Origin of the sequence: Parabacteroides sp. AF18-52 (assembly GCF_003479145.1) — a bacterium.
GTDB lineage: Bacteria > Bacteroidota > Bacteroidia > Bacteroidales > Tannerellaceae > Parabacteroides > Parabacteroides faecis.
This window is the reverse complement of sequence record NZ_QUGR01000008.1, coordinates 95,481-121,979: the sequence shown is the minus strand read 5'-3', so window position 1 is coordinate 121,979 and position 26,499 is coordinate 95,481. Positions and strand designations below refer to the sequence as shown.

The window sequence follows — 26,499 nt, the reverse complement described above, 5'->3', positions numbered from 1 at the left end:
TAACAAAAACAAAAAAGGCTCCCAGAAAATACCGGAAGCCTTTTTTATATTATCTGATAAGTTTTTTACTCATCATCTTTATCCATTGTATTAAAATCAACAACATTCTTACGGTTAGCAAAGATGCGTTCAAATTCATCTTTAGCACCGACAACCAACTTGTCGAAATCTCTCTGGCCTGTACCAGCCGGAATCAAGTGACCGCAGATAACGTTTTCTTTCAAACCTTCCAGACGGTCTACCTTTCCGTTGATAGCAGCTTCGTTCAATACCTTTGTTGTTTCCTGGAATGATGCAGCCGACATAAAGCTGTTAGTCTGCAATGCAGCACGTGTAATACCCTGGAGGATCTGGTTGGCAGTAGCAGGAACGGCATCACGAACTTCAACAAGTTTCATATCACGACGTTTCAACATACTGTTTTCATCTCTCAACTTACGGGCAGTTACAATCTGACCTGCCTGCATTGTCTGAGAATCTCCCGGATCGGTAATAACTTTCTTACCCCAAATACGGTCGTTTTCATCCATTACTTCCAGCTTATCAACGATCTGCTGTTCCAGGAAGCGTGTATCTCCCGGATCAACCACTTCTACCTTACGCATCATCTGACGAACGATAACCTCAAAGTGTTTATCGTTGATCTTCACACCCTGCAAACGGTAAACGTCCTGTACTTCGTTCACGATATATTCCTGAACGGCAGTCGGCCCCTTGATAGCAAGGATATCCGAAGGAGTAGTAGCACCGTCAGACAACGGCATACCAGCACGGATATAGTCATTTTCCTGAACCAAAAGCTGTTTTGACAGAGGTACCATGTACTTCTTCACTTCACCGAGCTTAGAAGTTACAGTGATCTCGCGGTTACCACGTTTGATCTTTCCGAATCCAACTTCACCGTCGATTTCAGAAACGACAGCCGGGTTAGACGGGTTACGAGCTTCAAACAACTCGGTAACACGGGGAAGACCACCGGTGATATCACCAGCCTTACCTACTGCACGCGGAATCTTAACAAGAACTTCACCAGCCTTAACCGGATCACCGTTCTCTTTAACTACGTGAGCGCCCAGAGGTAATGAGTAATTCTTCAGGTAATTACCGTTTTCATCTACGATATGAGCAGCCGGAGCTTTTGTCTTATCTTTAGATTCAATGATGATCTTTTCCTTCAAACCTGTAGTTTCGTCACTTTCAACTTTGTAAGTAACACCTTCTACTACACTTTCGAATTCAATCTTACCGGAAACTTCCGATACGATAACAGCATTGAACGGGTCCCATTCGATAATTACGTCACCCTTACTGATCTTGTCTCCATTGTTGAAGAACAATTTAGAACCGTAAGGTATATTGTGAGTCAGCAATACGATCTTTGTATTCGGATCGACGATGCGCATTTCAGCCAAACGGCTTACTACTACCTGATACTTCTTACCAGCTGTAGCATCGTCAGCTTCAACAGCACGAAGTTCGTCAATTTCCAAAATACCGTCATATTTAGATGTAATGCTGTTTTCTGTAGCAATGTTAGAAGCGATACCACCGACGTGGAATGTACGCAGTGTCAACTGTGTACCCGGCTCACCGATAGACTGTGCAGCGATAACTCCGACAACTTCACCTTTCTGAACCATGCGGCCTGTTGCCAGGTTACGACCGTAACACTTAGCACAAACACCTTTCTTGGATTCGCAGGTAAGTACTGAACGGATTTCCACACTTTCAATAGGAGAATCCTGAATCATCTTAGCAGCATCTTCGCGAATTTCTTCACCGGCAGCTACAATCAGTTCACCAGTCAACGGATGCTGGATATCATGCACTGATACACGGCCCAGAATACGTTCATACAGAGAAGCGATCACTTCTTCGTTATTCTTCAGTTCTGTACAAATCAGACCACGCAATGTACCACAGTCTTCTTCATTGATGATCACATCATGCGATACGTCCACCAGACGACGAGTCAGGTAACCAGCATCGGCAGTCTTCAAAGCGGTATCGGCCAAACCTTTACGAGCACCGTGAGTAGAGATAAAGTACTCCAACACAGACAAACCTTCTTTAAAGTTTGAAAGGATAGGGTTTTCAATAATCTGACCACCTTCAGCACCACTCTTCTGAGGTTTTGCCATCAAACCACGCATACCAGACAGCTGACGAATCTGTTCTTTAGAACCACGGGCTCCAGAGTCCATCATCATGTATACAGAGTTAAATCCGTCGTTATCAGCAGTCAACTGCTTCATCAGGATATTAGATAACTTACTGTTGACATGTGTCCAGGTATCGATAATCTGGTTGTAACGTTCGTTGAAGGTAATGAAACCCATGCTATAGTTAGCCAGGATCTGTTCTACTTCATCGTAACCTTCCTTAACCAGTTCATCTTTTTCAGGCGGGATAAGTACGTCGGCCAGGTTGAACGACAAACCTCCCTTAAATGCCATGTAGTATCCTAAATTCTTGATATCATCCAGGAATTGAGCAGTACGGGCAACACCGCAAGTCTTAATTACCTTACCAATGATATCACGAAGAGATTTCTTACCAAGCACTTCGTTGATATAACCAACTTCAGCAGGAACGAATTCGTTTACCATCAAACGACCTACTGACGTTTCAGTTAATACCTTAACGATCTCACCATTTTCATTAACATCTTCTACATACACTTTGATCGGAGCGTGGATATCCACTTTCTTTTCATTGTATGCAATTGTTGCCTCTTCCGGTCCGTAGAATACCAGACCTTCACCTTGTGTTCCGGGGCGCAGTTTTGTAATATAATACAAACCAAGCACCATATCCTGAGAAGGAACGGTAATAGGTGCACCGTTAGCCGGATTCAAAATGTTGTGAGAAGCAAGCATCAACATCTGTGCTTCCAATACAGCCTCATTTCCTAAAGGCAAGTGAACAGCCATCTGGTCACCGTCGAAGTCGGCGTTGAATGCCGTACAAGCCAACGGGTGCAACTGGATAGCCTTACCTTCGATCAATTTCGGCTGGAATGCCTGGATACCCAAACGGTGCAGTGTCGGTGCACGGTTCAGCAACACAGGATGACCTTTCATTACATATTCCAGAATATCCCAAACAACCGGTTCTTTACGGTCAACGATCTTCTTAGCAGACTTAACCGTTTTTACGATACCGCGTTCGATCAATTTACGGATAACGAAAGGTTTATAAAGCTCGGCAGCCATATTCTTCGGCAGACCGCACTCATGCATCTTTAATTCAGGACCAACAACGATAACCGAACGGGCAGAGTAGTCAACACGTTTACCCAGCAAGTTCTGACGGAAACGACCTTGTTTACCTTTCAAACTGTCGGATAATGACTTCAGCGGACGGTTAGCGTCTGTCTTAACAGCACTCGATTTACGAGAGTTGTCGAACAGAGAGTCCACAGCTTCCTGAAGCATACGTTTTTCATTACGTAAAATTACTTCCGGAGCCTTAATATCAATCAATCGTTTCAGACGGTTATTACGGATAATAACACGACGATACAAATCATTTAAGTCGGATGTTGCGAAACGTCCACCATCCAGCGGAACCAACGGACGCAGTTCGGGAGGAATGACAGGAACAACCTTCACGATCATCCATTCCGGTTTGTTACGACCTCTGGATGCACGGAAAGATTCTACAACCTGCAAACGTTTCAAAGCTTCGTTCTTACGTTGCTGTGAACCATCTGTACTTGCACGGTGACGCAGTTCGTAAGAAAGAGAATCCAGATCCAAACGAGCCAGCAAATCATAAACGGCCTCAGCACCGATCTTTGCAATGAACTTATTGGGATCAGTATCTTCCAGCATCTGGTTTTCCTTTGGCAGGTTATCCAGAATCTGCAGATATTCTTCTTCCGAAAGTAGGTCTAATTCAGCAACTGTGTCTACACAACCCGGCTGAATAACCACATAACGTTCATAATAAATGATAGAATCCAGTTTCTTGGTAGGCAAGCCTAACAGATACCCGATTTTGTTGGGTAGAGAACGGAAATACCAGATATGAGCGACAGGAACAACCAAATGGATATGTCCCATACGTTCGCGACGCACTTTCTTCTCTGTAACTTCTACCCCGCAACGATCGCAGACAATACCTTTATAACGGATACGTTTGTATTTTCCGCAATGACACTCGTAATCCTTGATCGGACCGAAGATACGCTCACAGAAAAGACCGTCACGTTCAGGTTTGTACGTACGATAGTTAATCGTTTCCGGTTTCAGCACTTCGCCACTAGAGTTTTCAAGAATCTCTTCAGGAGAAGCCAGACCGATGGTTATTTTTGAAAAGTTACTCTTTATCTTGTTTTCTTTTCTAAAAGCCATATTGTTTATTTATAAAGAGTTATCAATAGATAAAGTAGATGAGCCGAAACTCATCTACTTATATTGTTGTTGAATTAATCCAGAGTAAAGCTTAAACCTAAACCTCTCAGCTCATGGAGCAATACATTCAGAGATTCCGGAATACCCGGTTGCGGCATCGGATCACCTTTTACAATTGCTTCGTAAGCTTTAGAACGTCCTACAACGTCATCAGACTTAATTGTAAGAATTTCCTGAAGAACATGTGCTGCACCGAAAGCTTCCAGTGCCCAAACTTCCATTTCTCCGAAACGCTGACCACCAAACTGTGCTTTACCACCCAGAGGCTGTTGAGTAATCAAAGAGTACGGACCGATTGAACGAGCGTGCATCTTATCATCAACCATGTGTCCCAGTTTCAGGAAGTAAGTAACACCAACTGTTGCCGGTTGGTCGAAACGTTCACCTGTACCACCATCATACAGATAAGATTTACCGTACCGTGGAATACCCGCCTTGTCAGTCATTTCGTTCAGGTCATCCAAAGATGCACCATCGAAAATCGGAGTTGCAAACTTAACACCCATTGTTCTACCAGCCCAACCTAATACAGCTTCAAATATCTGTCCAAGGTTCATACGAGAAGGCACACCCAGCGGGTTCAAGCAGATATCAACCGGAGTTCCGTCTTCCAGGAACGGCATATCTTCCTGACGAACGATCTTGGAAACAATACCTTTGTTACCATGACGACCGGCCATCTTATCACCTACCTGGATCTTACGTTTCTTAGCAATGTAAACCTTCGCCATCTGAACGATACCTGTCGGCAGTTCATCACCGATAGTAAGATCGAATTTCTTACGTCTCAGTTCGGCATCCAGTTCTTTATATTTCTTCAGATAGTTCAGGATCACCTGCTTGATAAGTTCGTTCTTATCAGCATCGGCAGTCCATTTACTAACCTGAACAGCATTGTAATCCAAGTCTTCCAAAGCCTTGCGAGTAAACTTAGCACCCTTTGCAATCACTTCAGTATTCATATAGTCCTTAACACCCTGAGAAACTTTACCAGTGGTAAGAGTCAATAATTTCTCTACCAGCAGGTTTTTCAGGTCGGCCATCTTCATTTCGTATTCTTCATCCAACTTCGGAAGAATAGCCTTATCTGTCAATCTGGACTTACGTTTCTTAACCGCTTTAGAGAATAAAGCCGTATCGATAACAACACCGCGAAGAGACGGAGTTGCTTTCAAAGAAGCATCCTTCACGTCACCAGCTTTATCTCCGAAGATTGCACGAAGCAATTTTTCTTCAGGAGAAGGATCAGATTCACCCTTCGGAGTAATCTTACCGATCAGGATATCACCCGGTTCGATACGAGCACCTACACGAACAATACCTCTTTCATCCAAATCCTTAGTCGCTTCTTCACTTACGTTAGGAATATCAGACGTTAATTCTTCCATACCACGTTTTGTTTCGCGAACTTCAAGGATATATTCATCCACGTGAACAGAGGTAAAGAAGTCTTCACGAACCATACGCTCGTTCAGTACGATAGCATCCTCATAATTGTAACCCTTCCATGGCATATAAGCCACTTTCACATTACGTCCTAAAGCAAGTTCTCCATTCTGTGTAGAATAACCTTCAGTAAGGATATCTCCTGCTTTTACACGCTGACCCCGATGGCAGATCGGACGAAGGTCAACAGTAGTACTCTGGTTAGTCTTACGCCACTTCGGAATTACATATGTCTTAACCGCATCTTCGAAGCTTACGAAATCTTCATCTTCTGTACGGTCATATTTAATCTTGATACAAGTTGCATCTACAAATACAACTTCACCGTCACGTTCGGCCATGATCTGTGTACGTGAATCGCGGGCAACCTGTGCCTCGATACCAGTACCTACGATCGGAGCATCCGTACGCAACAAAGGAACTGCCTGGCGCATCATGTTAGATCCCATCAACGCACGGTTCGCATCATCATGTTCCAGGAACGGAATCAGAGATGCAGCAATTGAAGCGATCTGCTGAGGAGCCACGTCCATCAGGTCAATTTCAGAAGGCGGCACAACAGGAAAGTCTGCTTCGAAACGAGCCTTTACTCTTTCAAGAATAAATTTACCATTTTCATCCAGCGGAGCATTACCCTGTGCAATAGTCATTTCCTCTTCTTCCTCTGCCGTATAATACTGCAGACTCTCGTCGGAAAAGTCAACCTGACCATTCACAACCTTACGGTACGGAGTCGAAATGAATCCCAGATCATTGATCTTTGCATATACACACAAAGAAGAGATCAAACCGATATTCGGTCCTTCAGGAGTTTCAATCGGACAAAGACGGCCATAGTGTGTATAGTGAACGTCACGAACCTCGAATCCGGCACGTTCTCTTGACAAACCACCCGGTCCAAGGGCAGACAGACGACGTTTGTGAGTAATTTCAGCCAACGGGTTTGTCTGGTCCATAAACTGTGACAAGGCATTTGTCCCGAAGAAAGAGTTAACGACAGAAGAAATAGTCTTCGCATTAATCAAATCGATCGGAGTAAATACTTCATTGTCACGAACGTTCATACGTTCGCGTACTGTACGCGACATACGAGCCAAACCGATACCGAATTGGTTGTATAATTGTTCACCTACGGTACGTACACGACGGTTACTCAAGTGGTCGATATCATCCACAATCGCTTTCGAGTTGATCAACTCGATCAGATATTTGATGATCTCGATTATATCTTCTTTAGTCAAAACCTTGACATCATCACTGGTGGTAAGGTTCAACTTTTTATTGATTCTGTAACGGCCTACTTCACCTAAATCATAACGTTTTTCAGAGAAGAACAGGTTCTGTATAACTTCACGGGCACTTGCTTCATCTGCAGGTTCTGCATTACGCAACTGACGGTAAATATACAATACAGCCTCTTTTTCGGAGTTACTCGGGTCTTTCTGAAGCGTATTATAGATGATTGCATAATCTGAAAGATTCTGGTCTTCACGATGTAATAAAACATTCTGTGTTCCAGATTCCAGAATAGCTTCAATACTGTCGCTATCCAAAACCGATTCACGGTCGATGATAACGTCATTACGTTCAATAGAAACAACTTCGCCAGTATCTTCATCCACGAAATCTTCTACCCAGGTTTTCAATACACGGGCAGCCAGCTTACGACCGATCAGTTTCTTCAGATTAGCTTTCGAAACTTTTACTTCTTCAGCCAGGTTAAAGATTTCAAGAATATCTTTATCGCTTTCAAAACCAATAGCTCTTAAAAGGGTAGTTACAGGTAATTTCTTTTTACGGTCGATATAAGCATACATCACATTATTAATGTCTGTAGCAAATTCGATCCATGAACCTTTAAACGGAATGATACGTGCTGAATACAATTTCGTTCCGTTAGCATGTGTACTCTGACCAAAGAATACACCCGGAGAACGGTGTAACTGCGAAACAACAACACGTTCAGCACCATTTATCACAAAAGTACCTCTCTCCGTCATATAGGGGATAGGGCCTAAATATACATCCTGGATTACAGTATCAAAATCTTCATGATCCGGGTCTGTACAATATAGTTTTAACTTTGCTTTTAAAGGCACACTATAGGTTAATCCACGCGCTATACATTCATCAATGCAATAACGGGGCGGATCTATATAGTAATCTAAGAACTCCAACACAAAGTTGTTTCTGGTATCTGCAATGGGGAAATTCTCCGCAAATACCTTATACAACCCCTCCTTCTTTCTCTTTTCTGGAGGTGTGTCAAGTTGAAGAAAGTCTTGGAATGACTTCAATTGAACTTCGAGAAAGTCCGGATACGGAAACTGATTCTTAATCGAAGCAAAATTAACTCTTTGGTTTTCAGCTGTTGAAGACATCTAGTAAGGAATTTATTGAACTTATTGAAATTATAGACACAAAAAGGTTAAGAATCTCCTTTAAGGGAGACTCTTAACCAAATCACCTGGAAACCAGGTTATAAATACTATTTAAGCTCAACTTCGGCTCCAGCTTCTTCCAGCTGTTTCTTTAATCCTTCAGCATCAGCTTTAGCGATTCCTTCTTTGATTGCGCTAGGAGCACCATCAACTAAATCTTTAGCTTCTTTCAAACCAAGACCTGTCAATTCTTTTACTGCCTTAACAACAGCCAATTTGTTAGCACCCGGTGCTTTCAATATAACATCGAAAGATGTTTTTTCCTCTTCTGCAGCAGCAGCGCCACCAGCAGCAGGACCAGCAACAGCAACAGCTGCAGCTGCAGGTTCGATACCATATTCTTCTTTAAGGATTGTAGCCAGTTCGCTAACTTCTTTTACGGTCAGGTTTACTAATTGTTCTGCAAAAGCTTTCAAATCTGCCATTTTTGTATGATTTAAATGATTGTTTACTGTAAAATATTAAATAATTATCTTTCTTCCAAAGTCTTCAACAGACCATGGATAGTTTGTCCTGATGACTGAAGAGCAGAGATAACGTTCTTCGCCGGAGATTGCAATAATGCAATAACATCGCCGATAAGTTCGTTTTTGCTCTTGATATTTACAAGGGCTTCCAGGTTTTCAGCACCGACATAGAAACTTTCCTGTACATAGGCAGCTTTCAATTCCGGTTTAGCGATTTCGCCTTTCTTTGCACCTTTTGTAAATTCTTTGATCAGACGAGCAGGAGCATTTGCTGTTTGTGAAAACATAACAGCTGTATTGCCTTTCAAAGCAATCTGTAGCGGTGAGAAATCACCTTCCACATTTTCTAATGCTTTTTTAAGCAAGTTGTTCTTAACAACAACCAACTTAATTTCCTGCTTGAAACATTCTCTTCTCAATTTGCTTGTTTTCTCAGCATTCAATGCTTCGATATCAGTCAAATAGAAATTAGGATATTCCTTTACAGTTTCTGTAAGCTGGCTTATAACTATGCCTTTATCTTCCTTTTTCATTGTGCAATAATTTTAATTAGTTTTCTTCAACTGATTTCGGGTCAATTTTAATACCCGCGCTCATTGTACTTGAAAGATAAATGCTCTTTATATATGTACCTTTAGCAGCAGACGGTTTCAACTTCAAAAGAGTTGAAATAAATTCCTTCGCGTTATCACGAATCTGATCGGCATTGAAAGATACCTTTCCGATTGATGTATGAACGATACCGGATTTGTCTACTTTAAAGTCGATCTTACCTTGCTTAACTTCCTTCACTGCATTGCCGATCTCATTGGTAACCGTACCGCTCTTAGGGTTAGGCATCAAACCACGAGGGCCTAATACGCGACCTAAAGCACCGATCTTACCCATGATTGAAGGCATAGTGATGATAACGTCAATATCAGTCCAACCACCTTTAATCTTATCGATATACTCATCCAAGCCAACATAGTCAGCTCCAGCAGCAGTTGCTTCAGCTTCCTTGTCCGGCGTACATAATGCGAGAACCCGAACCTGCTTACCAGTTCCGTGAGGCAGTGAAACGACACCTCTCACCATTTGGTTAGCTTTACGGGGATCAACTCCTAAACGAACATCTACATCTACAGATGCATCAAACTTAGAAGTAGTAATTTCTTTTACTAATGCTGATGCTTCCTTTAATGTGTATGCTTTCCCAGCTTCAATCTTGCCTAAAGCTAACTTTTGATTTTTTGTCAGTTTACTCATTTCAATTGAAGTTTATTAATTATTACCCGGGAATGTCCCTTTAACAGTGATACCCATACTTCTAGCTGTTCCGGCAACCATTCGCATGGCAGCTTCAACAGTAAAACAGTTCAAGTCGACTAATTTGTCTTCTGCAATAGTTTTTACCTGATCCCAAGAGATTTCAGCAATCTTCTTACGGTTCGGCTCAGCAGAACCACTCTTCTGTTTGGATGCTTCCAGCAACTGGATAGCAACAGGAGGGGTTTTAACGACAAAGTCGAAAGACTTATCGACATAGTAAGTAATTACCACAGGTAATATCTTACCAGCCTTGTCTTGGGTTCTGGCATTAAATTGCTTGCAAAACTCCATAATATTAATACCCTTAGAACCTAAAGCAGGTCCTACTGGGGGAGAAGGGTTTGCTGCTCCTCCTTTAATCTGCAATTTGATTTGTCCAGCAACTTCTTTAGCCATTTTTCTAAAATTTAGATATATAACATCAATAACAGAAAGAAAACACTTTTCGTAACAAAAGCATTACTCCTTCTCAACTTGCATATAACCCAACTCAAGCGGTGTTTTACGTCCGAAGACTTTTACCATCACTTTAAGTTTCTTTTTCTCAGCGTTGACTTCTTCGATTACACCAGTAAAACCGCTGAACGGTCCAAAGGTGATCTTAACACTTTCACCAACATAAAACTGGATATCCAGTTCTTCCTGTTGATCCTGCAATTCGTCAACCGTACCTAAAATACGACTCACTTCAGAAGGACGCAACGGAACCGGGTTATCAGACCCGCCCAGAAAACCAATCACATTGGGAATGTTTCTTAATCGATGAGCGACTTCTCCGACTAATGCTGCTTCTACCAATACATAACCCGGCAAGTAAGCTCTTTCTTTCATCACTTTCTTACCATTACGCACTGTAAAAGTTTTCTCCGTAGGAATCAGAACCTGGTTGACATATTCACCCAGATCCGTATTCTTCAACTCAGCCTCGAGATATTCTCTGACCTTATTCTCCTTACCACTAATGGCACGCAGAACATAAAATTTCTTTTGGATATCAGACATATCTAAAACTGATTAAAAGATTTTCTCGTAGAAGAAACGCATTACGCTTTCGAAGCCTAAGTCTACAACAAAGATTACTGCTGCAATTATAAGGGAAGCAAACATAACAACCACAGCACTATTGGAAAGCTCTGTTCTAGTGGGCCAAGAAACTTTATAAACAAGTTCGTTATAAGATTCCTTAATATAAGTAATTATCTTTTTCATCGAATCTATAGATTTTTAGCACGGAAGGAGAGGCTCGAACTCCCGACACCTGGTTTTGGAGACCAGTGCTCTACCGACTGAGCTACTTCCGTAAAATAGCCAGTCTCTATTAAAGACTGGCTACACATATTGTAGTAATATTAGTCAATCAATTCTGTAATCTGACCAGCACCTACTGTACGTCCACCTTCGCGGATAGCGAAACGAAGACCTACGTTACAAGCTACCGGGTAGATCAGTTCAACGTCTATTGTTACGTTATCACCAGGCATAACCATTTCAGTTCCTTCCGGAAGAGTAATTTCACCTGTTACGTCCAATGTACGGATATAGAACTGAGGACGGTATTTGTTGTGGAACGGAGTGTGACGACCACCTTCTTCTTTCTTCAGGATATAAACCTCAGCCTTGAAGTGAGAGTGTTCTTTAACCTTACCCGGATGGCAGATTACCATACCACGTTTGATTTCGTTCTTGTCGATACCACGCAGCAACAGACCTACATTGTCACCAGCTTCACCCTGATCCAACAGTTTACGGAACATTTCCACACCTGTTACAACAGATTTCTTACCGTCAGCACCCAGACCGATGATCTGAACTTCTTCACCAACTTTTACGATACCTGTTTCGATACGACCAGTAGCAACAGTACCACGACCAGTAATAGAGAACACGTCTTCAACCGGCATCAAGAAAGGTTTGTCAACTTCACGCGGAGGCAGCGGAATCCAAGTATCGCAAGCTTCCATCAGTTCCATTACTTTATCTTCCCATTTCGGATCACCGTTCAATGCACCCAGTGCAGAACCACGGATGATCGGAGTGTTGTCACCGTCGAACTGATAGAATGAAAGAAGTTCTCTCATTTCCATTTCAACCAATTCCAACATTTCTTCGTCGTCAACCATGTCGCATTTGTTCATGAATACAACCAGCTTCGGTACGTTTACCTGACGAGCCAACAGGATGTGTTCGCGAGTCTGAGGCATAGGACCATCAGTTGCAGCAACTACGATGATAGCACCGTCCATCTGAGCAGCACCAGTAACCATGTTCTTTACGTAGTCGGCGTGACCCGGACAGTCTACGTGAGCATAGTGACGGTTTGCAGTCGAATACTCTACGTGAGAAGTGTTAATAGTAATACCTCTTTCTTTTTCTTCAGGAGCGTTGTCGATAGAATCGAATGAACGCAGTTCTGAAAGACCTTTCTTTGCCAATACTGTTGTGATAGCAGCTGTCAAAGTTGTTTTACCGTGGTCAACGTGACCAATCGTACCAATGTTCACATGTGGTTTCGATCTGTCAAATTTCTCTTTTGCCATAACTTAATTGTTCTTTATTTGATTAATGATCATGTTCTAAATATCATCTGAGCCGGTGCCGAGACTTGAACTCGGGACCTCTTCCTTACCAAGGAAGTGCTCTACCGCTGAGCTACACAGGCGAAATAAAAAGAGCGGAAGACGGGGCTCAAACCCGCGACCCTCAGCTTGGAAGGCTAATGCTCTATCAACTGAGCTACTTCCGCAATTTTAATTCTTTCACGAACCAATCTGCTTTTTAGATTGTTCCTTAGTTGTGGGCAGTGATGGATTCGAACCACCGAAGTCGAAAGACAGCTGAGTTACAGTCAACCCCATTTGGCCACTCTGGTAACTGCCCCTATTTTTAATTTTCAATTCCTTTGAGCCTCTTGTCGGATTCGAACCAACGACCCCGAGATTACAAATCACGTGCTCTGGCCAACTGAGCTAAAGAGGCGAGCCTTCTTCTAAAAGAAGCCGTTTCGTCGTGTAGGCGAAACGGCTGCAAATTTAGATATTATTTCTTACATACCAAATTTATCTACCGTTTTTTTTATTTGGCTCTGATTTTTTCCTTGAATTTAACTAATTGCTTTTCCAAAGCTTCAACACATTCGTCAATAGACGCTTCAAAAGTGTCGTTTATCTTCTCCGCAAAGCAATCGCCATTCTTTATTTTTAGATGCACAGCTGCTTCTTTATTCTTAGCTGATTCGGGTTTCACAACCTTCAACGTTACTTCTGCTAATATTATGCCGTCGAAGTATTGCTCCAACTTACTAACTTTTTTCTGAATAAACGCTTCTAACTGAGCTGTTGCGTCAAAATGGATTGCTTGAATTCTAATGTCCATAATTAACCTCCTTCTTTTTTAGCTCTTGGATGAGCATGATACACTTTTTTTAATTCCTCAAAGGTTGTATGTGTGTAAACGCTGGTTGAAGCCAAACTACTGTGTCCTAACAGTTCTTTCACAGCATTCAGCTCTGCTCCATTATTCAACATACTTGTTGCAAACGAATGTCTCAATACATGAGGGCTACGTTTCGCCAATGTTGGGATCTCCGACAATTTCTTCTTTACTATATTATAGACGATGCCTGCCGATAGTTGTTCCCCGTTTTTTCTTACAAAAAACCATCCGCTCTCCGAACCAACTTCACGATTTCGAACTTCAGTGTATGCCTGTATTAAGTTTTTTAATCCTTCTGCAAATGGAATCAGTCGCTGCTTGTTACGTTTACCTGTTACACGCACTTGCATCGTATCACAATCAACATCAGAATCACAAATTCCGGTTAATTCCGAACGACGAATACCTGTATCATATAGCATTTCAAGTATCAGACGATCCCTTACACCCTCAAAATCCTCATCAAACCCATCACCATCCAACAACAATTCCATTTCTTTATCTCTGACGAAATAAGGCAACGGCTTCTTTGTCTTCGGTCCGGTTATTAACCTTAATGGATTAACAGAGATGCTTCCCTGCTTCATAAGGAATTTAAAAAAAGACTTCAAAGAACTTAATTTCCGATTGACCGACACAGGAGACATCTTATCGTCCATTAAAGAAACGATCCAACATCTAACTAAATCCGCATCGACTTCATCCGGAGCAAATCTGTTATCCTTATTCACTTTTACATACTCTTCGAACTGACGCAAATCTTTCGAATAAGCCTCTATCGTATAATTGGAATAGTTCCTCTCATACCGAAGATAATCTAAAAATGAATCTATCAACATATCTGCGTTGCATCAACTTTTATGCAACGAAAATAGGAATAAGAATTCAATAAAACAAGCCTGGCAGGATATTTTATTCTTCTACCTGCTGCAATTGCTGAACGTAAACTGCACGCATAGTTTGTTTTCTCTTTTCAACAGAAGGCTTTATGAAAGCCTGACGACTTCTCAGTTCTTTTACTACTCCTGTTTTTTCGAACTTTCTTTTAAATTTCTTAAGCGCTTTCTCGATGTTTTCGCCTTCTTTCAATGGAACTACGATCATAATTTAATTATTTATTGTTTTTAATTATATCCTCAAAATGGGCAGCAAAATTACTGATTCTTTCGTTATTAGCAAAACTTTCGGGAATTTATTTTCACGAAGCCTCCACAAAAGAAGCTAAAACCAGATCCGCTATGAAACTCTTCGTAGCAGTTATGCACATCATCTCCTTATAGCCATCTCCAACTCCTTCCTGTTTGTTCGAACCATCCCTTTCATAAATTCGGGTACATTATAAGACTTATATTGAAAAAAATAAGAATCATTACTTTTTTGCGGTAATAAAAATGGCTTTCCTGCATGTCCTAAAGAATCAATATGAGCTAGATATAAACAAGTAAAAAGTCCTGTCATCCGACGGCTGCTAAAAACAATCCAATGTCCTTCCGACGACCAGGAATGGAAACTTTCCGCCTCTTCCGAATTCAAGACAGATATATCTATTTCTCTTTGGGATTGTAAATCATACATGCATAAATCCGCATCTCTGTGCCAGATAGAGAAATTACCGTAAGCATGCCGTGTATACAGCATAAAACGCCCGGACGGTGAAATTTTAGGAAAAGAGAGGCTGGCATTTAGTGTGTCTACCCGTATCACCGTATCTATTCTACTTCCCAAGACACCCTTTTCCAAATCCACATCCAGACTGCATAAATTGTATTGCACGAAATTAAATGAATCCGGTAACGATATCGCTGGAGCTGAACAAAAGTACAACTTTTTTCCATCGGAAGAAAAACAAGGAAAAGTCTCATAGGCATCAGCCGACGATAATTGAGAACTGGTTAAAAGTATATTTTTTTGTACATCCAAGATCACGATATCAGAGTGCAGGTCCATCACCTCAATACGGTTCCTATGCTGTGAATGTACCGTCTGTACTGTCTTATTTACAGAAAAAGCAATATATTTCCCCGAAGGATGCCAGGATGGATAAACTAATACTTTTATTTTTTCAGAATAATCCGTATTCAATTTGCTAACAACACCATCTTTAACCAAGATAGTTCCTGCCGACTTAGAACGTTGGTGAAATATATATTCTTCCGGGTTTCCCTGATTCGTCGTATGGCAATTCACGCAAGTCTCTTTTACACCTGAATTTTCAAAAATAGCATTTTCTTCATAATTAGCCAAACAACGTTGATAGATACCCATATTTCCCCACACTTCATATCCCGGTTCTATCAGGCGATAAGAAAGATAAGGATCTATCGGATCAGCGGATACATAAATCTTAAAAGAATCAACATTATTCCACAGACGATCGGTCTTTTTCTGAACCCAAACATTCAGTACACTATCCGACATTACTAATTCTCTCCATTCATGTGAGGAGAAATAAATCTCTTTACCCTGACGGACTAACTCACAGGTTTGCGTACGTAATAATATCCGGACATCTTTATCCATTTCCGGCAGATTCACGTAAAAAGATAACGGTGCTATATTAACCGGTATTGTAACATCTCTATAATCCGGAAATATAAGTTCCCTCATTGCATAGCTTGGTCGTTCTTCCCCACCACAAGATAAAAACAGAATTACATACCAACAAAATAATAAATATTTAATCATAACCGAACCGGATTAAAATCATAATAATACCAATAACTCTTTGTATAACAAACGTTTCTACTTTCTTTTCCGGATACAGATATCTTCGATCTATTTGCCTTACAAAAAGATTGATAAGCCAGAAAACGTTCCTTCAAGGCATCCGGTATCGAGAAATAATCGAGTATTTGAAGATTACTACGCGCTCCTATAAGAATTGCCTCTTGATAAATAACCGGAATATTTTTTTCATTTTTATAAAAATAGTAAAATGCTTTCAAAAACTCATTCAAGTTTTTATCCAGTAAATATGAACATAAAACAAAATCAGCCAATTTCTTATCATAGACGTTATCGTAAGCCAACTGATCCATATTCTGGCGATATACAAAATTATCAACCCGAGATTCAATCGGTCTCAAGCTAAGAGTGTCCACCTCCCAATCTCGATAGACCCACGTTTTATGCAAATAAGAAAGATATTTATCCACAACGGCACATTCTCCTTCTTCCCGATTACATACGACTAACATTTTCAATGCCAGTGGATATCCGACAGATCGTGCGCAGACATTACATTCAAAAGCATATTTTCGAGCCGATGCTATATCTCCATAGCAATAACATATCTGTTGTAGTGTCATAGATACAAAAGGAGTCATATTCCAGTCAACAAACAGTCCTTTACTCCCCTGTTGTGTATACATCAGTAAGGAGTCTGCCAAAATACCCTGTTCAGCCAAAGCTAAATTCTGATAATTAAGACACAATAAATCCGCAGGAGGCTGTATCTTACAACTATGTAATATCTTTTCCCACTTTTTATGAGCTGCATAATAAGCATATTTTTTCACCGGCAAAGATTTCCTGTCATCATATTCGGACAATAAAAAAACACCGCAGAGGAACAATAGAACCACCTGCATGCCAACCTTCCCATATTTATTTTTTATCATGCTAAAAATAAAATCCGAATATGAACTCAGAAACGGACTGAAAGCCAATAAAAACCACGGAGCATAGATAACCCAGCCTGCCCCTCCTTTCAATGCATATATCCCATCTGCAAAACATATAATCTCCGAATAATACAGATACCCGGCATGATCCAGATAAAACACCAGCAGAATCATGAAAACCAAAGGCATAAGAAGCATGCTTTTTTTTATTCTATATACATTTATTTCCAGCATCAATAATGAGACTGCAAAAACGACAAATACCGATCCGGCTATCAGATATAACAAGCAGCTCATCAGACATCCGGTCAGGATACGTACGATATCTTTCCGAATACGCTGGTAAGCCAGCAGAAAAATTACACAAAACAAATAAGCAACTATCCCTGCATAAAGAAAATTAAAATCAAGAATATCAATCAGTAAAAACAGGAGAATAAGACCTTCCGGTAAAAAACATGTATTATTGAAAGATCTGGATTTTTTCACTAATCCGGCTGCACATACTAATAAAAATGCTGTAATAATCTCGCCAACCAGAGGATAATAAAAAAATTGTACAAAAAACTCTCCTAGATATATGGATAAGCCTCCAGGATGAAAAATCGTTTCAAACAGATAATCTTCCGAAAACATAAACAACTGAAACTGTTCGATATAGAAAAAATGATAACTATATCCAACCTGTAATAACAGAACTAGAAGAATAAACAGACTTATATACAACAATTTACTCATCATTCTACAATTTTCAATAAATCACCTGAATACCGATACAACTGCCCACTTTCATCCACACCTTCAATTACAACATGATATGATGCAGGGATATCCGAAGCATAAAATTCCACATTTGCACCTTCCTGTGAGTCTATTTCCAAAGTTGGATTCCAATAAATCGTACTACGTACATCCATTTTTTCCAACTGTTTTTCATCAGGCATATCATATACCGGATGGTAGAATTGATCCGGCTTCACATATCCAAGCGAATGAAATAAAGCAACCCCCTTTCTTTTACGGCTCATCGCTTCCGGCTTCAATGTAATCACCACGGCAGGAGTCGACTTACTAACAGAACCATATTTACATCGCTTCTGGTCCTTAAATACATCAAAGCTTTTCATGTCATCCGGATAAATCGTTTCCAATATATAATTATCATCCCAACAACACATCCCATCAATCACTACTAACGGATCACTTATATCTGCTGCTCCCATAGCATTTCTGAATAAATCTTTTGCAGTTCTGGATACAGACTTTCCTAGCATCTCTTCTGTCATCGAATAATCAGCCCACACACGTTCGGCCTTCTCTTTAGCTGTCTGGCTCCGTTTACCTTCAATGACAACATCTTCCAGATTGATTACACGCATACCACCGGCATCTATTGCAGAGGATAAATAATGCGGATTAAAAACAAACAATGAATCAGGAAATAAATTTTTATTTTTTACAACCGGAATAGTTTCTTCGTCCATCTTTATATCGACAACAGCCAGGCCTTTTTTGCTACGGGCCTGTATTACAAAAGTTGTCGAGTCGCAATAATCAATTCCATCCAGCAGGAAACAGCCTTTTTCATCCGACTCCAAAGACCTGACCAGATTATTTACCGGATCAACGGCAACTATTGCCGCCTCTTTCGCCTCTTTACCCCAAAAGTTCAAAATTCTCCCACTTATATACTGTCCTTTCTCCACGAAATAAGCGGGCACATGTGATTGTTCGGTAAAAGGGTTGACTTCAAAACGACTCCATCCATGCGTCAACATCAATAAATCCAGCCCCCTTATAGCCTTTCTGGACTTCTCTTTAAAATACCATCCAGGATTCTCTATAAACCCTTTCAAATCCGATACAAGCAATAGTTCGGAATAAATATTACCCGATAGCGAATCCATAAAAACCGAATTATTATCCGTAATACTTAAGGAAAAGAACCCTTTCACTGATGATTCCGACTCAGTATCTAACTTGATATTTACTTTTATTTTTTCCCGACGATCATATTTTTTCTTATCAGTTTGTAAAGTCCAACAACTGTTCTTTTCCGGATAATTAAATATCAACCGCTCACTCAATTTATTCCCGATCTGATCCATCAACAGAAAATGAGAAATACCATCCGGGAAATAAGAGGAATTGATAACCCCCGTATAGTTATCATTACTCACCGGTAACAAAAAGCGAAGTGATTCTCTTGTATGGCCGATCAAATATAACGAATCCGATTGCTTACTTGCAGGCAGAGACGAAAAGATACGATAACGTATTTTTCCTGCCGACTGATTTAATGACAATGTAATACCAGAATCTTCCGCTTGTGGCAATTGTATCTTTTTTTCTGCGCATCCGGGAGAACGGACTAATGCATAATATGAATTATCTTTCTCCGGAAAAAAAGAAAAAGCTCCCATACCATCATGTTCACTCTCTAATTGTGTGAGCGTATCCCCTAACTGATTAACTATATATCCTTTCATCACTCCACTATAGCCATCCGAGCGCTGACATTTATAAGCTATTTGCTGACGATATCCAATTAATAAATGTCCTCCCTCGGGAAAGAAGGAAACACTAAAATCATTTTCCCCTATATCTTCCTTATTGAAATCTACAGAATCAGACCTATCCAATACATTGGCTACCGGAATATTTTTCTGAAAGAAAAAACCGGAATCAGTATTACGCATCCAATTAGTATATCCTCTCAATGTATATTCGCCTACAGGAAGATCCAAAGGCAATGACAAATTTCCCCAAAACCCTCCTTCATTTTTCTTCACTTTTTGCCTGCGAATAATTTTATTATCCTGATTAACTAATTCCACATAAATAAAGTTATCCGGCATATCCGGTTTATGGGTAGACGAGTTTACCAGATATCCCTTAAACCAAATCTGTTCTCCCCCGGCATAATAGGGCTTATCCAAATGTAAATACAACTTTTCCTGTTGAACCATCCGGAGATTATCAAAAAAGGAAAGAATCTGTTCACTTGTTGTTTTTTCCTGAAATAAACGAAACGACATCATTCCATTCAACAGGACACAAACTATAATCATAAATAAGGGTTTCATAAATCAACTGATATTTTTCATCATTCCTTCATGATACTTTATAAGAGGTCCAAAAAAGCCAAAAACGATTGTTTCCTGCTTTTTTGGACCTACAAAGAAGAACCAGTATACTACTTTGCTAACTGTTTCATATTTTCAGTAACAACGACCCAATCACTCCATTCCGCCTCCTGATCTTCCGAGGCAGGAGAAACCAAAGTACGATATCGATAAGAAATATGGAATCTCATTATTCCCAATTCTTCACCATATCGGTTCGATTCAGCGACAGTCAATACTTCTTTATCGTCTTCACTTCCCAACATTTCAACCTGTATATTTTCTTTCTTATAAGGATATACTGTCAATGGATAATAAGAGACACCATTATAAGTCAATGTTCTTTCTTCACCAATCTTTACAATAATACTATATTTATTGATCAACTCCAGATCAGCTTTATTTCCACTGTTTTCCATACCGGCATTAATCCTTACTTCCTGCTTGCTTAAAGGATACATACGTTTATTTGCAGCAATTTTAGAAACAGTCCCGTCGCCTATCTGGCGAGTTCCTCTCATCGACATTAACGTATTATCCTTTTCCGAAGCATAATCATTCTCCAGAACTACCTGATAAAGCACACGATTTTTCTTCGGATTAATTTCATAAGCAGAAACGCTCGTCAACTTCAATGGTATCATATACAAAGAATCCGGGGAAAGTCCTTGCGGACGTATCTTAATAGGCAATAAAGCATAAGGCATTTCTCCTCCCCGCCTCATCGTTACTGAATATGAATCGATCGTATATTTAGACGGAGACAATCTTTTCGCATACTTGTCCGTATCCAAGTCATAGTTCAACAAATTATATTCATCCAGCAATTCTTCATCAGGTTCCAACGTAAACGTCACATCCTGGTCTATATCCAGTGTACCTCCAGCATAAAGAGTCAAATAACCAGTGCTTTCTGTTTCATTCAGTGAGTGAAGGACCTGAAAAGCCATATTATCATCACTTAGCACATAAAGCACTTTTTTATATTGTTCTTCCTGAAACATATTACTCTGGTTACAAGCGATAAGTCCGACAAAGAACAAACATGCTGTTATTCTATATATTACCTTATTTATCATATCCATATATTTTATTATTATTAATTATCCCATCCCGGATTTTGATCCATTTTCGGCACTTTTCTTATTTCCTGACGGCTAATAGGCAACCAGATCATTTTTCTTTCGACCTTACGGTTTCTGGCAATCGGATGATTTACAACTGTACGTTCATAATAACTGTCTTTACGCGATTCCGTGTCCATCCCGACAATAGGATCTTTATCGACCTCTTCATAAATTCCCCAGCGACGTACATCATAGAAACGACGATTCTCATGCAAGAACTCGATCATTCTTTCCCGTACTATCAGATCGAACATTTGATCGCGGGATGATAATTCAGCTGATGTCAAACCCGGAAGCCCGGCACGATAACGAATCATATTAAAATATTTAGCCATTTCATTCTCATCTCTGGTAAATGTCCGGCTGTTTCCGTCAGCATCCGTAATAGTATGTCCTCCCGTCAGGTTGTTAAGTGCCTCCACATAAGAAATAAGAATTTCTGCATAACGAATTATGGGGAAAGGTTTTTCCAGTCTCTCCGCATCATTTCCCGCCCAGGCATCATCTTTGTGGATATACTTCTTTATTACATAACCAGTAATCGGATAGTTTCGAATATCTGAGTTGGTACGGTCTTTTCCTGAATTTCCACCCTTAAAATAGGTGATCGTCTGATTTCTACGACCACTCTCACTCGTTGAAAGACAAGGCCAAAAACATTCACAAAAACCGATAGAGGCATAAAAACGCATTTCCCTATTCAGATACATATTATACACACCATTATTCAACTGGTAACCGGAGAAAGATTGCTTCTCACTGGAAAATCCGACTTCCGAATAGGGGTACTCTTCACTCGAGTCGTTGATATCACGACCGTCTACCATATAATACGCATCTACAATTTTTTGAGGCACAGCCATGCCGTTCCATCCACCTAAATTATCAATAGGAAATGCATGCCGGGTATATTCTCTTACATTACTGGAAGTACGTCCCCATACAAACTCTGTATTTTTCTGTGACAAAGCTTCTCCCGTAAACATATCGCTATACGATTTGAAAGGATCGATATTTCCGGCTCCATTGGGAAAATCTCCCGAAGGGACATTCTTAGGTAACGGCATGGTCGTTGAATCGCGTTTTACCGTATACAACTCATAGACTCCCATATCTATCACGCGTTTTGCTGCAGCTGCAGCAATCGCCCATTTATTTTCGTCATATTGTTGTGAGACATAATCAACTCCATCGACCGAACGTTTCCAGGATGCGAAATGCGTTTTAGCCGCTGCGCCACCATTAAACAAAGGACTTGCCTGCTGTAAACGCAGACGTGCAATCAAACCGTATGCCGCTCCACGAGTAGGACGACCGAATTGTCCCATAGAGACAGTTAAAGGTATATATTTCGCAGCCAACTCCAACTCGTCACAAATATAATCGACCGACTCATCATAGGTCGCTCTTTCCCGATTGTAATACTCCGGCTTCTCATTCGTTTCCAGTGTTTCATCACCTATCAAAACTACCGGACCAAAATTCATCAGTATATGATAATAAGCATAAGCACGCATAAAATGAGCATACCCCAATATTTCACGCTCTTCTAAAGTCGTAAGATCTTTACACTCATCTATTCGTTGAAAAATAAGATTAGTTTTCCGTATAATCTTATACATTTGAGGCCAGACATTCATACTCATCAGATTGTCCGGATTTATATTTCCCAAAACAAACTGCGTGCCCGGATACTCGTCATGGTCCCACATAACAAAAGCTTCATCCGAAGCGACAACTCCCGGCGTATACGTACTCCCCCAAATAGCCCCTTCATCATAAAAAAAAGCTGCTGTACCCCATAAATATTGTTGCAAATTCAACTTATTATGAAAGATCGAATCATATCCCAATGTATCCATAAAATAATCATCTACATTCAGATAGTTACACGAGCTCATAGAACAATACAAAGCAATAAAAGCAGCAATGATTAAATGTTTCAAATATCTTAAATATCTCATATCCTGTTTTTTTTTAGAAATTAACATACATTTGTATCGCATATCTGGCCGGTATGGGATAAACATTCCCGTTTTTACCAGCTTGTTCCGGATCTACCGTCTTTACTTTATCCCAGACACAAAGATTATACCCGACCAATTGCAGGTCTACGGAAGAAATCCCGACATTATTCAACCAGCCTAAAGACTTCAGGTTATAGGTCAGACTTATTTCCTGTAAACGCAAATATTTGGAATTACCTTTCCAGAAAGTCGAAACTTGTGTATTATTCTCATTCTTTCCATAGGTCAGACGAGGAAACATAGCATCCGGATTTTCTGTAGACGGATCTCCCGAATACCAGGCTGGAGTCCATCGGTTTCCCTGGATACCAGCCAATGCCGGAACATTACCCACCACGGCTTTATGGAACGGTATATATCCCATTTCATATACATCATAATTACCATATCCGTCAGGTAAACCTGCTTTATAATAGTCCGTATTACCAGTTCCTTTAAATAACACCGATAAGGTCAGATTTTTATACCTAAACTCACCCCCAAAACCATACATCAAACGTGGATAATCAGAAAAAGATAACGGCACTTTATCGTCTGTCGTTATTTTTCCATCTCCATTAACATCTTTATATTTGATATCACCCGGGCGAACCGTACCGAACTGGGCAGGACTACTTGCCACATCCTGATCATCCTTGAATAACCCTAAAGCAATATACCCTCTCTGTATATTCAATGGATTACCGGCAATACGTTGATATTCGTATTTAGGATATGCCTGCTCCCAATCTTGAACATCATTTGTTGAATAGGTAAAGTTTCCACGAACCGTAAAAGTAAAGTCCTTACCAAACGTTTGTGTATAAGAAATATTCCCATCAGATCCATAACTTCTCATACGTCCGACATTACCAAAAGGCATCGTTATAATGCCCGCAAAATCAGGAACCTGGGTACGCTGTTGGAAAATACCTTCGCGTTGGTCATTAAAGAAGTCCACAACAAAATTCACACGTTCATCAAACAAACGACCTTCAATACCTAAGTCTGCTTTGGTTGATTTTTCCCAAGCCAGATTATCCGCACCGACAATCGACTCGTTTACCCCCCAGGAGTAACGACTTCCCCACCCTGTATTGGCTGTCGAATTGATAATAGTCAAATAAGGAAATCGTTTATCTGAAATACGGTCGTTACCTACTTGCCCGTAAGAGAATCTGAATTTCAGGAAGTTCAACCAAGGCAAAGTTTTTTTCATAAAATCATAGTTTGTCGGAACCCATCCGACCGCACCGGAAGGAAAGAAACCGAATTGTTGTCCCGGACGGAAATTTTCAGAGCCGGTATAACCAAAGTTAGCATCAACGAAATAGGTATCTTTAAAACCATATGTCACACGTCCGGACAACCCTTGATACCTTTTAGGTATCGCATCCATGCTTGTGTTTACATTGTATGTGTCTTTCTCATCACTCATATAGTAGTAGAGTAACCCAGTAAAACGATGATCGTCACCGATCATATTTTCATAATTCACATTCGCTTCAAAATGGTATTTGCGCCATTGTCTCTGATAATTACCAAACATAGCCGCTTCGGAATTGATTTTCTTTACCAGTTTTAACTCCCCGTCGGTGGAACGCCCCACTGCATAATACATATCGGGCAAAACATAACGTGTTTCATCATAGTAACTCTTATTATTTAAAGCACCCTGTATTTTCACTTTCAACCCCTTCAATATCGGTGAAAAATCCTGAGTTAAAGCAAGCGTCACCATATTGGAGTAAGTCTCAGATGTTTTCATCCCCGTATGGTTCAACATCACATAAGGAGAGTACTGGCTACCTGTTCCATAAGCCGGTAACATACCATTAGAATATTTAGTAGGAATCGTAAGCGGAGTCAGAGCAGCTTGCGCATACCACAAATAATCGGTATTCGCCATACCCGGTTCTTTTTTGGAAGTCAAAGTTCCGTCAAGTCCCAAATAGACCTGGGTTGTTTTTGTCACATTAACATCCAGATTTGTTCTATAATTATATGTATTATATCCGGAACCGGCCTTATATTTACTATTCTTATCCTGTTTATAGGCTGCGCCTTCATCGGACATTCCCAAACTAATGAAATAACGGGCAATACTACCTCCTCCTTGTGCATTGATATAATAAGTTTGCTGTAAAGAAGTCTTATTCAATACCTCATTCTGCCAATTTACGTCAGGATATAAATCCGGATCAAGTTGGTATTTGATCAAATCCATTTCCATCGGTGAATATAATGGAGTAGACCCTGATACTACCCGGGCTTCATTGGCTAATTTTGCATAATCATAAGCTCCCAAGTATTCTGGTAAGCGCTTCAATGTAGATACCGTTAAATTTGCACGTGCTGTAATTCTCAAACGGTCCACCGTTCCACGTTTGGTTGTCACCAATACAACCCCATTAGCACCTCTAACCCCATACACTGCTGTTGCAGAGGCATCCTTTAGAATAGAAAAACTTTCAATATCAGCAGGTTCTATATGACTCAAATCGCCTTCCAACCCATCAATAAGTACCAAAGCACTACTGTTAGCACCGAAAGTACTCATACCACGAACCCAGAATTCCGATATATTTTTGCCTGGTTCTCCACTACTTTGTAAAGATATAACTCCGGCAACTCTACCTCCCAGCATGTTGTTGATTGAAGTAGACGGTACTTGCAAATCTTTTGTATCGACAGTTGAAACAGCACTAAGCACACTAATTTTTCGTTGCTTACTCCCCATGGCAGTAACAACGGCCTCCTCCAACTGAACCGATGAAGTCACCATTTTGACAACCAGATTCTTTTCATCTTTTACTACCTGATATTCAAAATTATCATATCCCAGATAGGTAAAAACAATCACATCTCCTTTGCTGGCCTTTACAAAAAATTTACCGTCTATATCCGAAGCCGTACCAACACCCGGACGATCTTTCAAATAGACATTCACCCCGGATAGCGGTTCATTATTGAATGACGGATCAATAATTGTTCCTTGTATCGTAAATGTTTGCTTCTGTGCGACCATAACCATAGCACACCATAGCAACATATGTATGATGAAGAGTTTTTTCATATCATCAATTTTAAACTTGTTTTAATT

The 26,499-nt window shown here is 40.3% G+C and carries 18 protein-coding genes and 5 tRNA genes; all 23 read right to left on the bottom strand.

What is annotated here, in order from left to right; all coding sequences use genetic code 11:
* Nucleotides 1-65 precede the first annotated feature (65 nt).
* Complete coding sequence (gene rpoC / locus DWX23_RS14565; protein ID WP_122356272.1) at nt 66-4,358, bottom strand: DNA-directed RNA polymerase subunit beta'; 4,293 nt, start codon at nt 4,356-4,358, stop codon at nt 66-68.
* A 74-nt stretch (nt 4,359-4,432) separates the two neighbouring features.
* Nucleotides 4,433-8,245: a DNA-directed RNA polymerase subunit beta gene (rpoB, locus tag DWX23_RS14560; protein ID WP_122356274.1), complete on the bottom strand. Its 3,813-nt coding sequence runs from the start codon at nt 8,243-8,245 to the stop codon at nt 4,433-4,435.
* A 107-nt stretch (nt 8,246-8,352) separates the two neighbouring features.
* Nucleotides 8,353-8,730 carry a 50S ribosomal protein L7/L12 gene (gene rplL, locus DWX23_RS14555; protein WP_122356276.1) on the bottom strand — a complete coding sequence of 126 codons (378 nt, stop codon included), beginning with the start codon at nt 8,728-8,730 and terminating at the stop codon, nt 8,353-8,355.
* 44 nt (nt 8,731-8,774) lie between these two features.
* Nucleotides 8,775-9,305: a 50S ribosomal protein L10 gene (gene rplJ / locus DWX23_RS14550; RefSeq protein WP_122356278.1), complete on the bottom strand. Its 531-nt coding sequence runs from the start codon at nt 9,303-9,305 to the stop codon at nt 8,775-8,777.
* Nucleotides 9,306-9,321: 16 nt separating this feature from the next.
* Entirely contained in the window at nt 9,322-10,020 is a 699-nt protein-coding gene (rplA, locus tag DWX23_RS14545) for a 50S ribosomal protein L1 (RefSeq protein ID WP_007654180.1), read from the bottom strand.
* Nucleotides 10,021-10,035: 15 nt separating this feature from the next.
* The gene (rplK, locus tag DWX23_RS14540) at nt 10,036-10,479 is read right to left on the bottom strand and encodes a 50S ribosomal protein L11 (protein WP_122356280.1); all 444 of its coding nucleotides are present in this window, start codon (nt 10,477-10,479) and stop codon (nt 10,036-10,038) included.
* A 63-nt stretch (nt 10,480-10,542) separates the two neighbouring features.
* Nucleotides 10,543-11,085 carry a transcription termination/antitermination protein NusG gene (nusG, locus tag DWX23_RS14535; RefSeq protein ID WP_075558757.1) on the bottom strand — a complete coding sequence of 181 codons (543 nt, stop codon included), beginning with the start codon at nt 11,083-11,085 and terminating at the stop codon, nt 10,543-10,545.
* A gap of 12 nt (nt 11,086-11,097) precedes the next feature.
* A complete protein-coding gene (secE, locus tag DWX23_RS14530) occupies nt 11,098-11,292 on the bottom strand; it encodes a preprotein translocase subunit SecE (protein ID WP_007654183.1) in 195 nt (64 codons plus the stop codon).
* 19 nt (nt 11,293-11,311) lie between these two features.
* Nucleotides 11,312-11,384, bottom strand: a tRNA-Trp gene (locus tag DWX23_RS14525).
* Nucleotides 11,385-11,432: 48 nt separating this feature from the next.
* The gene (gene tuf / locus DWX23_RS14520; protein WP_122356282.1) at nt 11,433-12,620 is read right to left on the bottom strand and encodes an elongation factor Tu; all 1,188 of its coding nucleotides are present in this window, start codon (nt 12,618-12,620) and stop codon (nt 11,433-11,435) included.
* A gap of 50 nt (nt 12,621-12,670) precedes the next feature.
* A tRNA-Thr gene (locus DWX23_RS14515) sits at nt 12,671-12,742 on the bottom strand.
* Nucleotides 12,743-12,753: 11 nt separating this feature from the next.
* A tRNA-Gly gene (locus DWX23_RS14510) sits at nt 12,754-12,826 on the bottom strand.
* Nucleotides 12,827-12,877: 51 nt separating this feature from the next.
* A tRNA-Tyr gene (locus DWX23_RS14505) sits at nt 12,878-12,960 on the bottom strand.
* A gap of 25 nt (nt 12,961-12,985) precedes the next feature.
* Nucleotides 12,986-13,059 (bottom strand) — tRNA-Thr (locus DWX23_RS14500).
* A gap of 96 nt (nt 13,060-13,155) precedes the next feature.
* Nucleotides 13,156-13,455 carry a ribosome hibernation-promoting factor, HPF/YfiA family gene (hpf, locus tag DWX23_RS14495; protein WP_122375010.1) on the bottom strand — a complete coding sequence of 100 codons (300 nt, stop codon included), beginning with the start codon at nt 13,453-13,455 and terminating at the stop codon, nt 13,156-13,158.
* Between the two features lie 2 nt (nt 13,456-13,457).
* Entirely contained in the window at nt 13,458-14,354 is an 897-nt protein-coding gene (xerC, locus tag DWX23_RS14490; protein WP_122356286.1) for a tyrosine recombinase XerC, read from the bottom strand.
* 73 nt (nt 14,355-14,427) lie between these two features.
* On the bottom strand, nt 14,428-14,619 hold the full coding sequence (gene rpsU / locus DWX23_RS14485; protein WP_122356288.1) for a 30S ribosomal protein S21: 192 nt from the start codon (nt 14,617-14,619) through the stop codon (nt 14,428-14,430).
* A gap of 162 nt (nt 14,620-14,781) precedes the next feature.
* A complete protein-coding gene (locus tag DWX23_RS14480) occupies nt 14,782-16,122 on the bottom strand; it encodes a hypothetical protein (RefSeq protein ID WP_233587615.1) in 1,341 nt (446 codons plus the stop codon).
* 74 nt (nt 16,123-16,196) lie between these two features.
* Nucleotides 16,197-17,876: a DUF6057 family protein gene (locus DWX23_RS14475; protein ID WP_229801077.1), complete on the bottom strand. Its 1,680-nt coding sequence runs from the start codon at nt 17,874-17,876 to the stop codon at nt 16,197-16,199.
* On the bottom strand, nt 17,876-20,224 hold the full coding sequence (locus tag DWX23_RS14470) for a hypothetical protein (RefSeq protein WP_122375007.1): 2,349 nt from the start codon (nt 20,222-20,224) through the stop codon (nt 17,876-17,878). Before DWX23_RS14470 ends, DWX23_RS14475 begins: the two co-directional genes overlap by 1 nt.
* Nucleotides 20,225-20,334: 110 nt before the next feature.
* A complete protein-coding gene (locus DWX23_RS14465; RefSeq protein WP_122375006.1) occupies nt 20,335-21,348 on the bottom strand; it encodes a BT_3987 domain-containing protein in 1,014 nt (337 codons plus the stop codon).
* A gap of 14 nt (nt 21,349-21,362) precedes the next feature.
* Nucleotides 21,363-23,354, bottom strand: a complete 1,992-nt coding sequence (locus tag DWX23_RS14460) for a RagB/SusD family nutrient uptake outer membrane protein (RefSeq protein ID WP_122375113.1) — start codon at nt 23,352-23,354, stop codon at nt 21,363-21,365.
* 13 nt (nt 23,355-23,367) lie between these two features.
* Nucleotides 23,368-26,472: a TonB-dependent receptor gene (locus tag DWX23_RS14455; protein ID WP_122375005.1), complete on the bottom strand. Its 3,105-nt coding sequence runs from the start codon at nt 26,470-26,472 to the stop codon at nt 23,368-23,370.
* Between the last annotated feature and the right edge of the window lie 27 nt (nt 26,473-26,499).

Bases quoted from the DNA above. Each gene is read 5' to 3' on its own strand.
- rpoC (WP_122356272.1), bottom strand. From the start codon at position 4,358: ATGGCTTTTAGAAAAGAAAACAAGATAAAGAGTAACTTTTCAAAAATA.
- rpoB (WP_122356274.1), bottom strand. From the start codon at position 8,245: ATGTCTTCAACAGCTGAAAACCAAAGAGTTAATTTTGCTTCGATTAAG.
- rplL (WP_122356276.1), bottom strand. From the start codon at position 8,730: ATGGCAGATTTGAAAGCTTTTGCAGAACAATTAGTAAACCTGACCGTA.
- rplJ (WP_122356278.1), bottom strand. From the start codon at position 9,305: ATGAAAAAGGAAGATAAAGGCATAGTTATAAGCCAGCTTACAGAAACT.
- rplA (WP_007654180.1), bottom strand. From the start codon at position 10,020: ATGAGTAAACTGACAAAAAATCAAAAGTTAGCTTTAGGCAAGATTGAA.
- rplK (WP_122356280.1), bottom strand. From the start codon at position 10,479: ATGGCTAAAGAAGTTGCTGGACAAATCAAATTGCAGATTAAAGGAGGA.
- nusG (WP_075558757.1), bottom strand. From the start codon at position 11,085: ATGTCTGATATCCAAAAGAAATTTTATGTTCTGCGTGCCATTAGTGGT.
- secE (WP_007654183.1), bottom strand. From the start codon at position 11,292: ATGAAAAAGATAATTACTTATATTAAGGAATCTTATAACGAACTTGTT.
- tuf (WP_122356282.1), bottom strand. From the start codon at position 12,620: ATGGCAAAAGAGAAATTTGACAGATCGAAACCACATGTGAACATTGGT.
- hpf (WP_122375010.1), bottom strand. From the start codon at position 13,455: ATGGACATTAGAATTCAAGCAATCCATTTTGACGCAACAGCTCAGTTA.
- xerC (WP_122356286.1), bottom strand. From the start codon at position 14,354: ATGTTGATAGATTCATTTTTAGATTATCTTCGGTATGAGAGGAACTAT.
- rpsU (WP_122356288.1), bottom strand. From the start codon at position 14,619: ATGATCGTAGTTCCATTGAAAGAAGGCGAAAACATCGAGAAAGCGCTT.
- DWX23_RS14480 (WP_233587615.1), bottom strand. From the start codon at position 16,122: ATGAGGGAACTTATATTTCCGGATTATAGAGATGTTACAATACCGGTT.
- DWX23_RS14475 (WP_229801077.1), bottom strand. From the start codon at position 17,876: ATGAGTAAATTGTTGTATATAAGTCTGTTTATTCTTCTAGTTCTGTTA.
- DWX23_RS14470 (WP_122375007.1), bottom strand. From the start codon at position 20,224: ATGAAACCCTTATTTATGATTATAGTTTGTGTCCTGTTGAATGGAATG.
- DWX23_RS14465 (WP_122375006.1), bottom strand. From the start codon at position 21,348: ATGGATATGATAAATAAGGTAATATATAGAATAACAGCATGTTTGTTC.
- DWX23_RS14460 (WP_122375113.1), bottom strand. From the start codon at position 23,354: ATGAGATATTTAAGATATTTGAAACATTTAATCATTGCTGCTTTTATT.
- DWX23_RS14455 (WP_122375005.1), bottom strand. From the start codon at position 26,472: ATGAAAAAACTCTTCATCATACATATGTTGCTATGGTGTGCTATGGTT.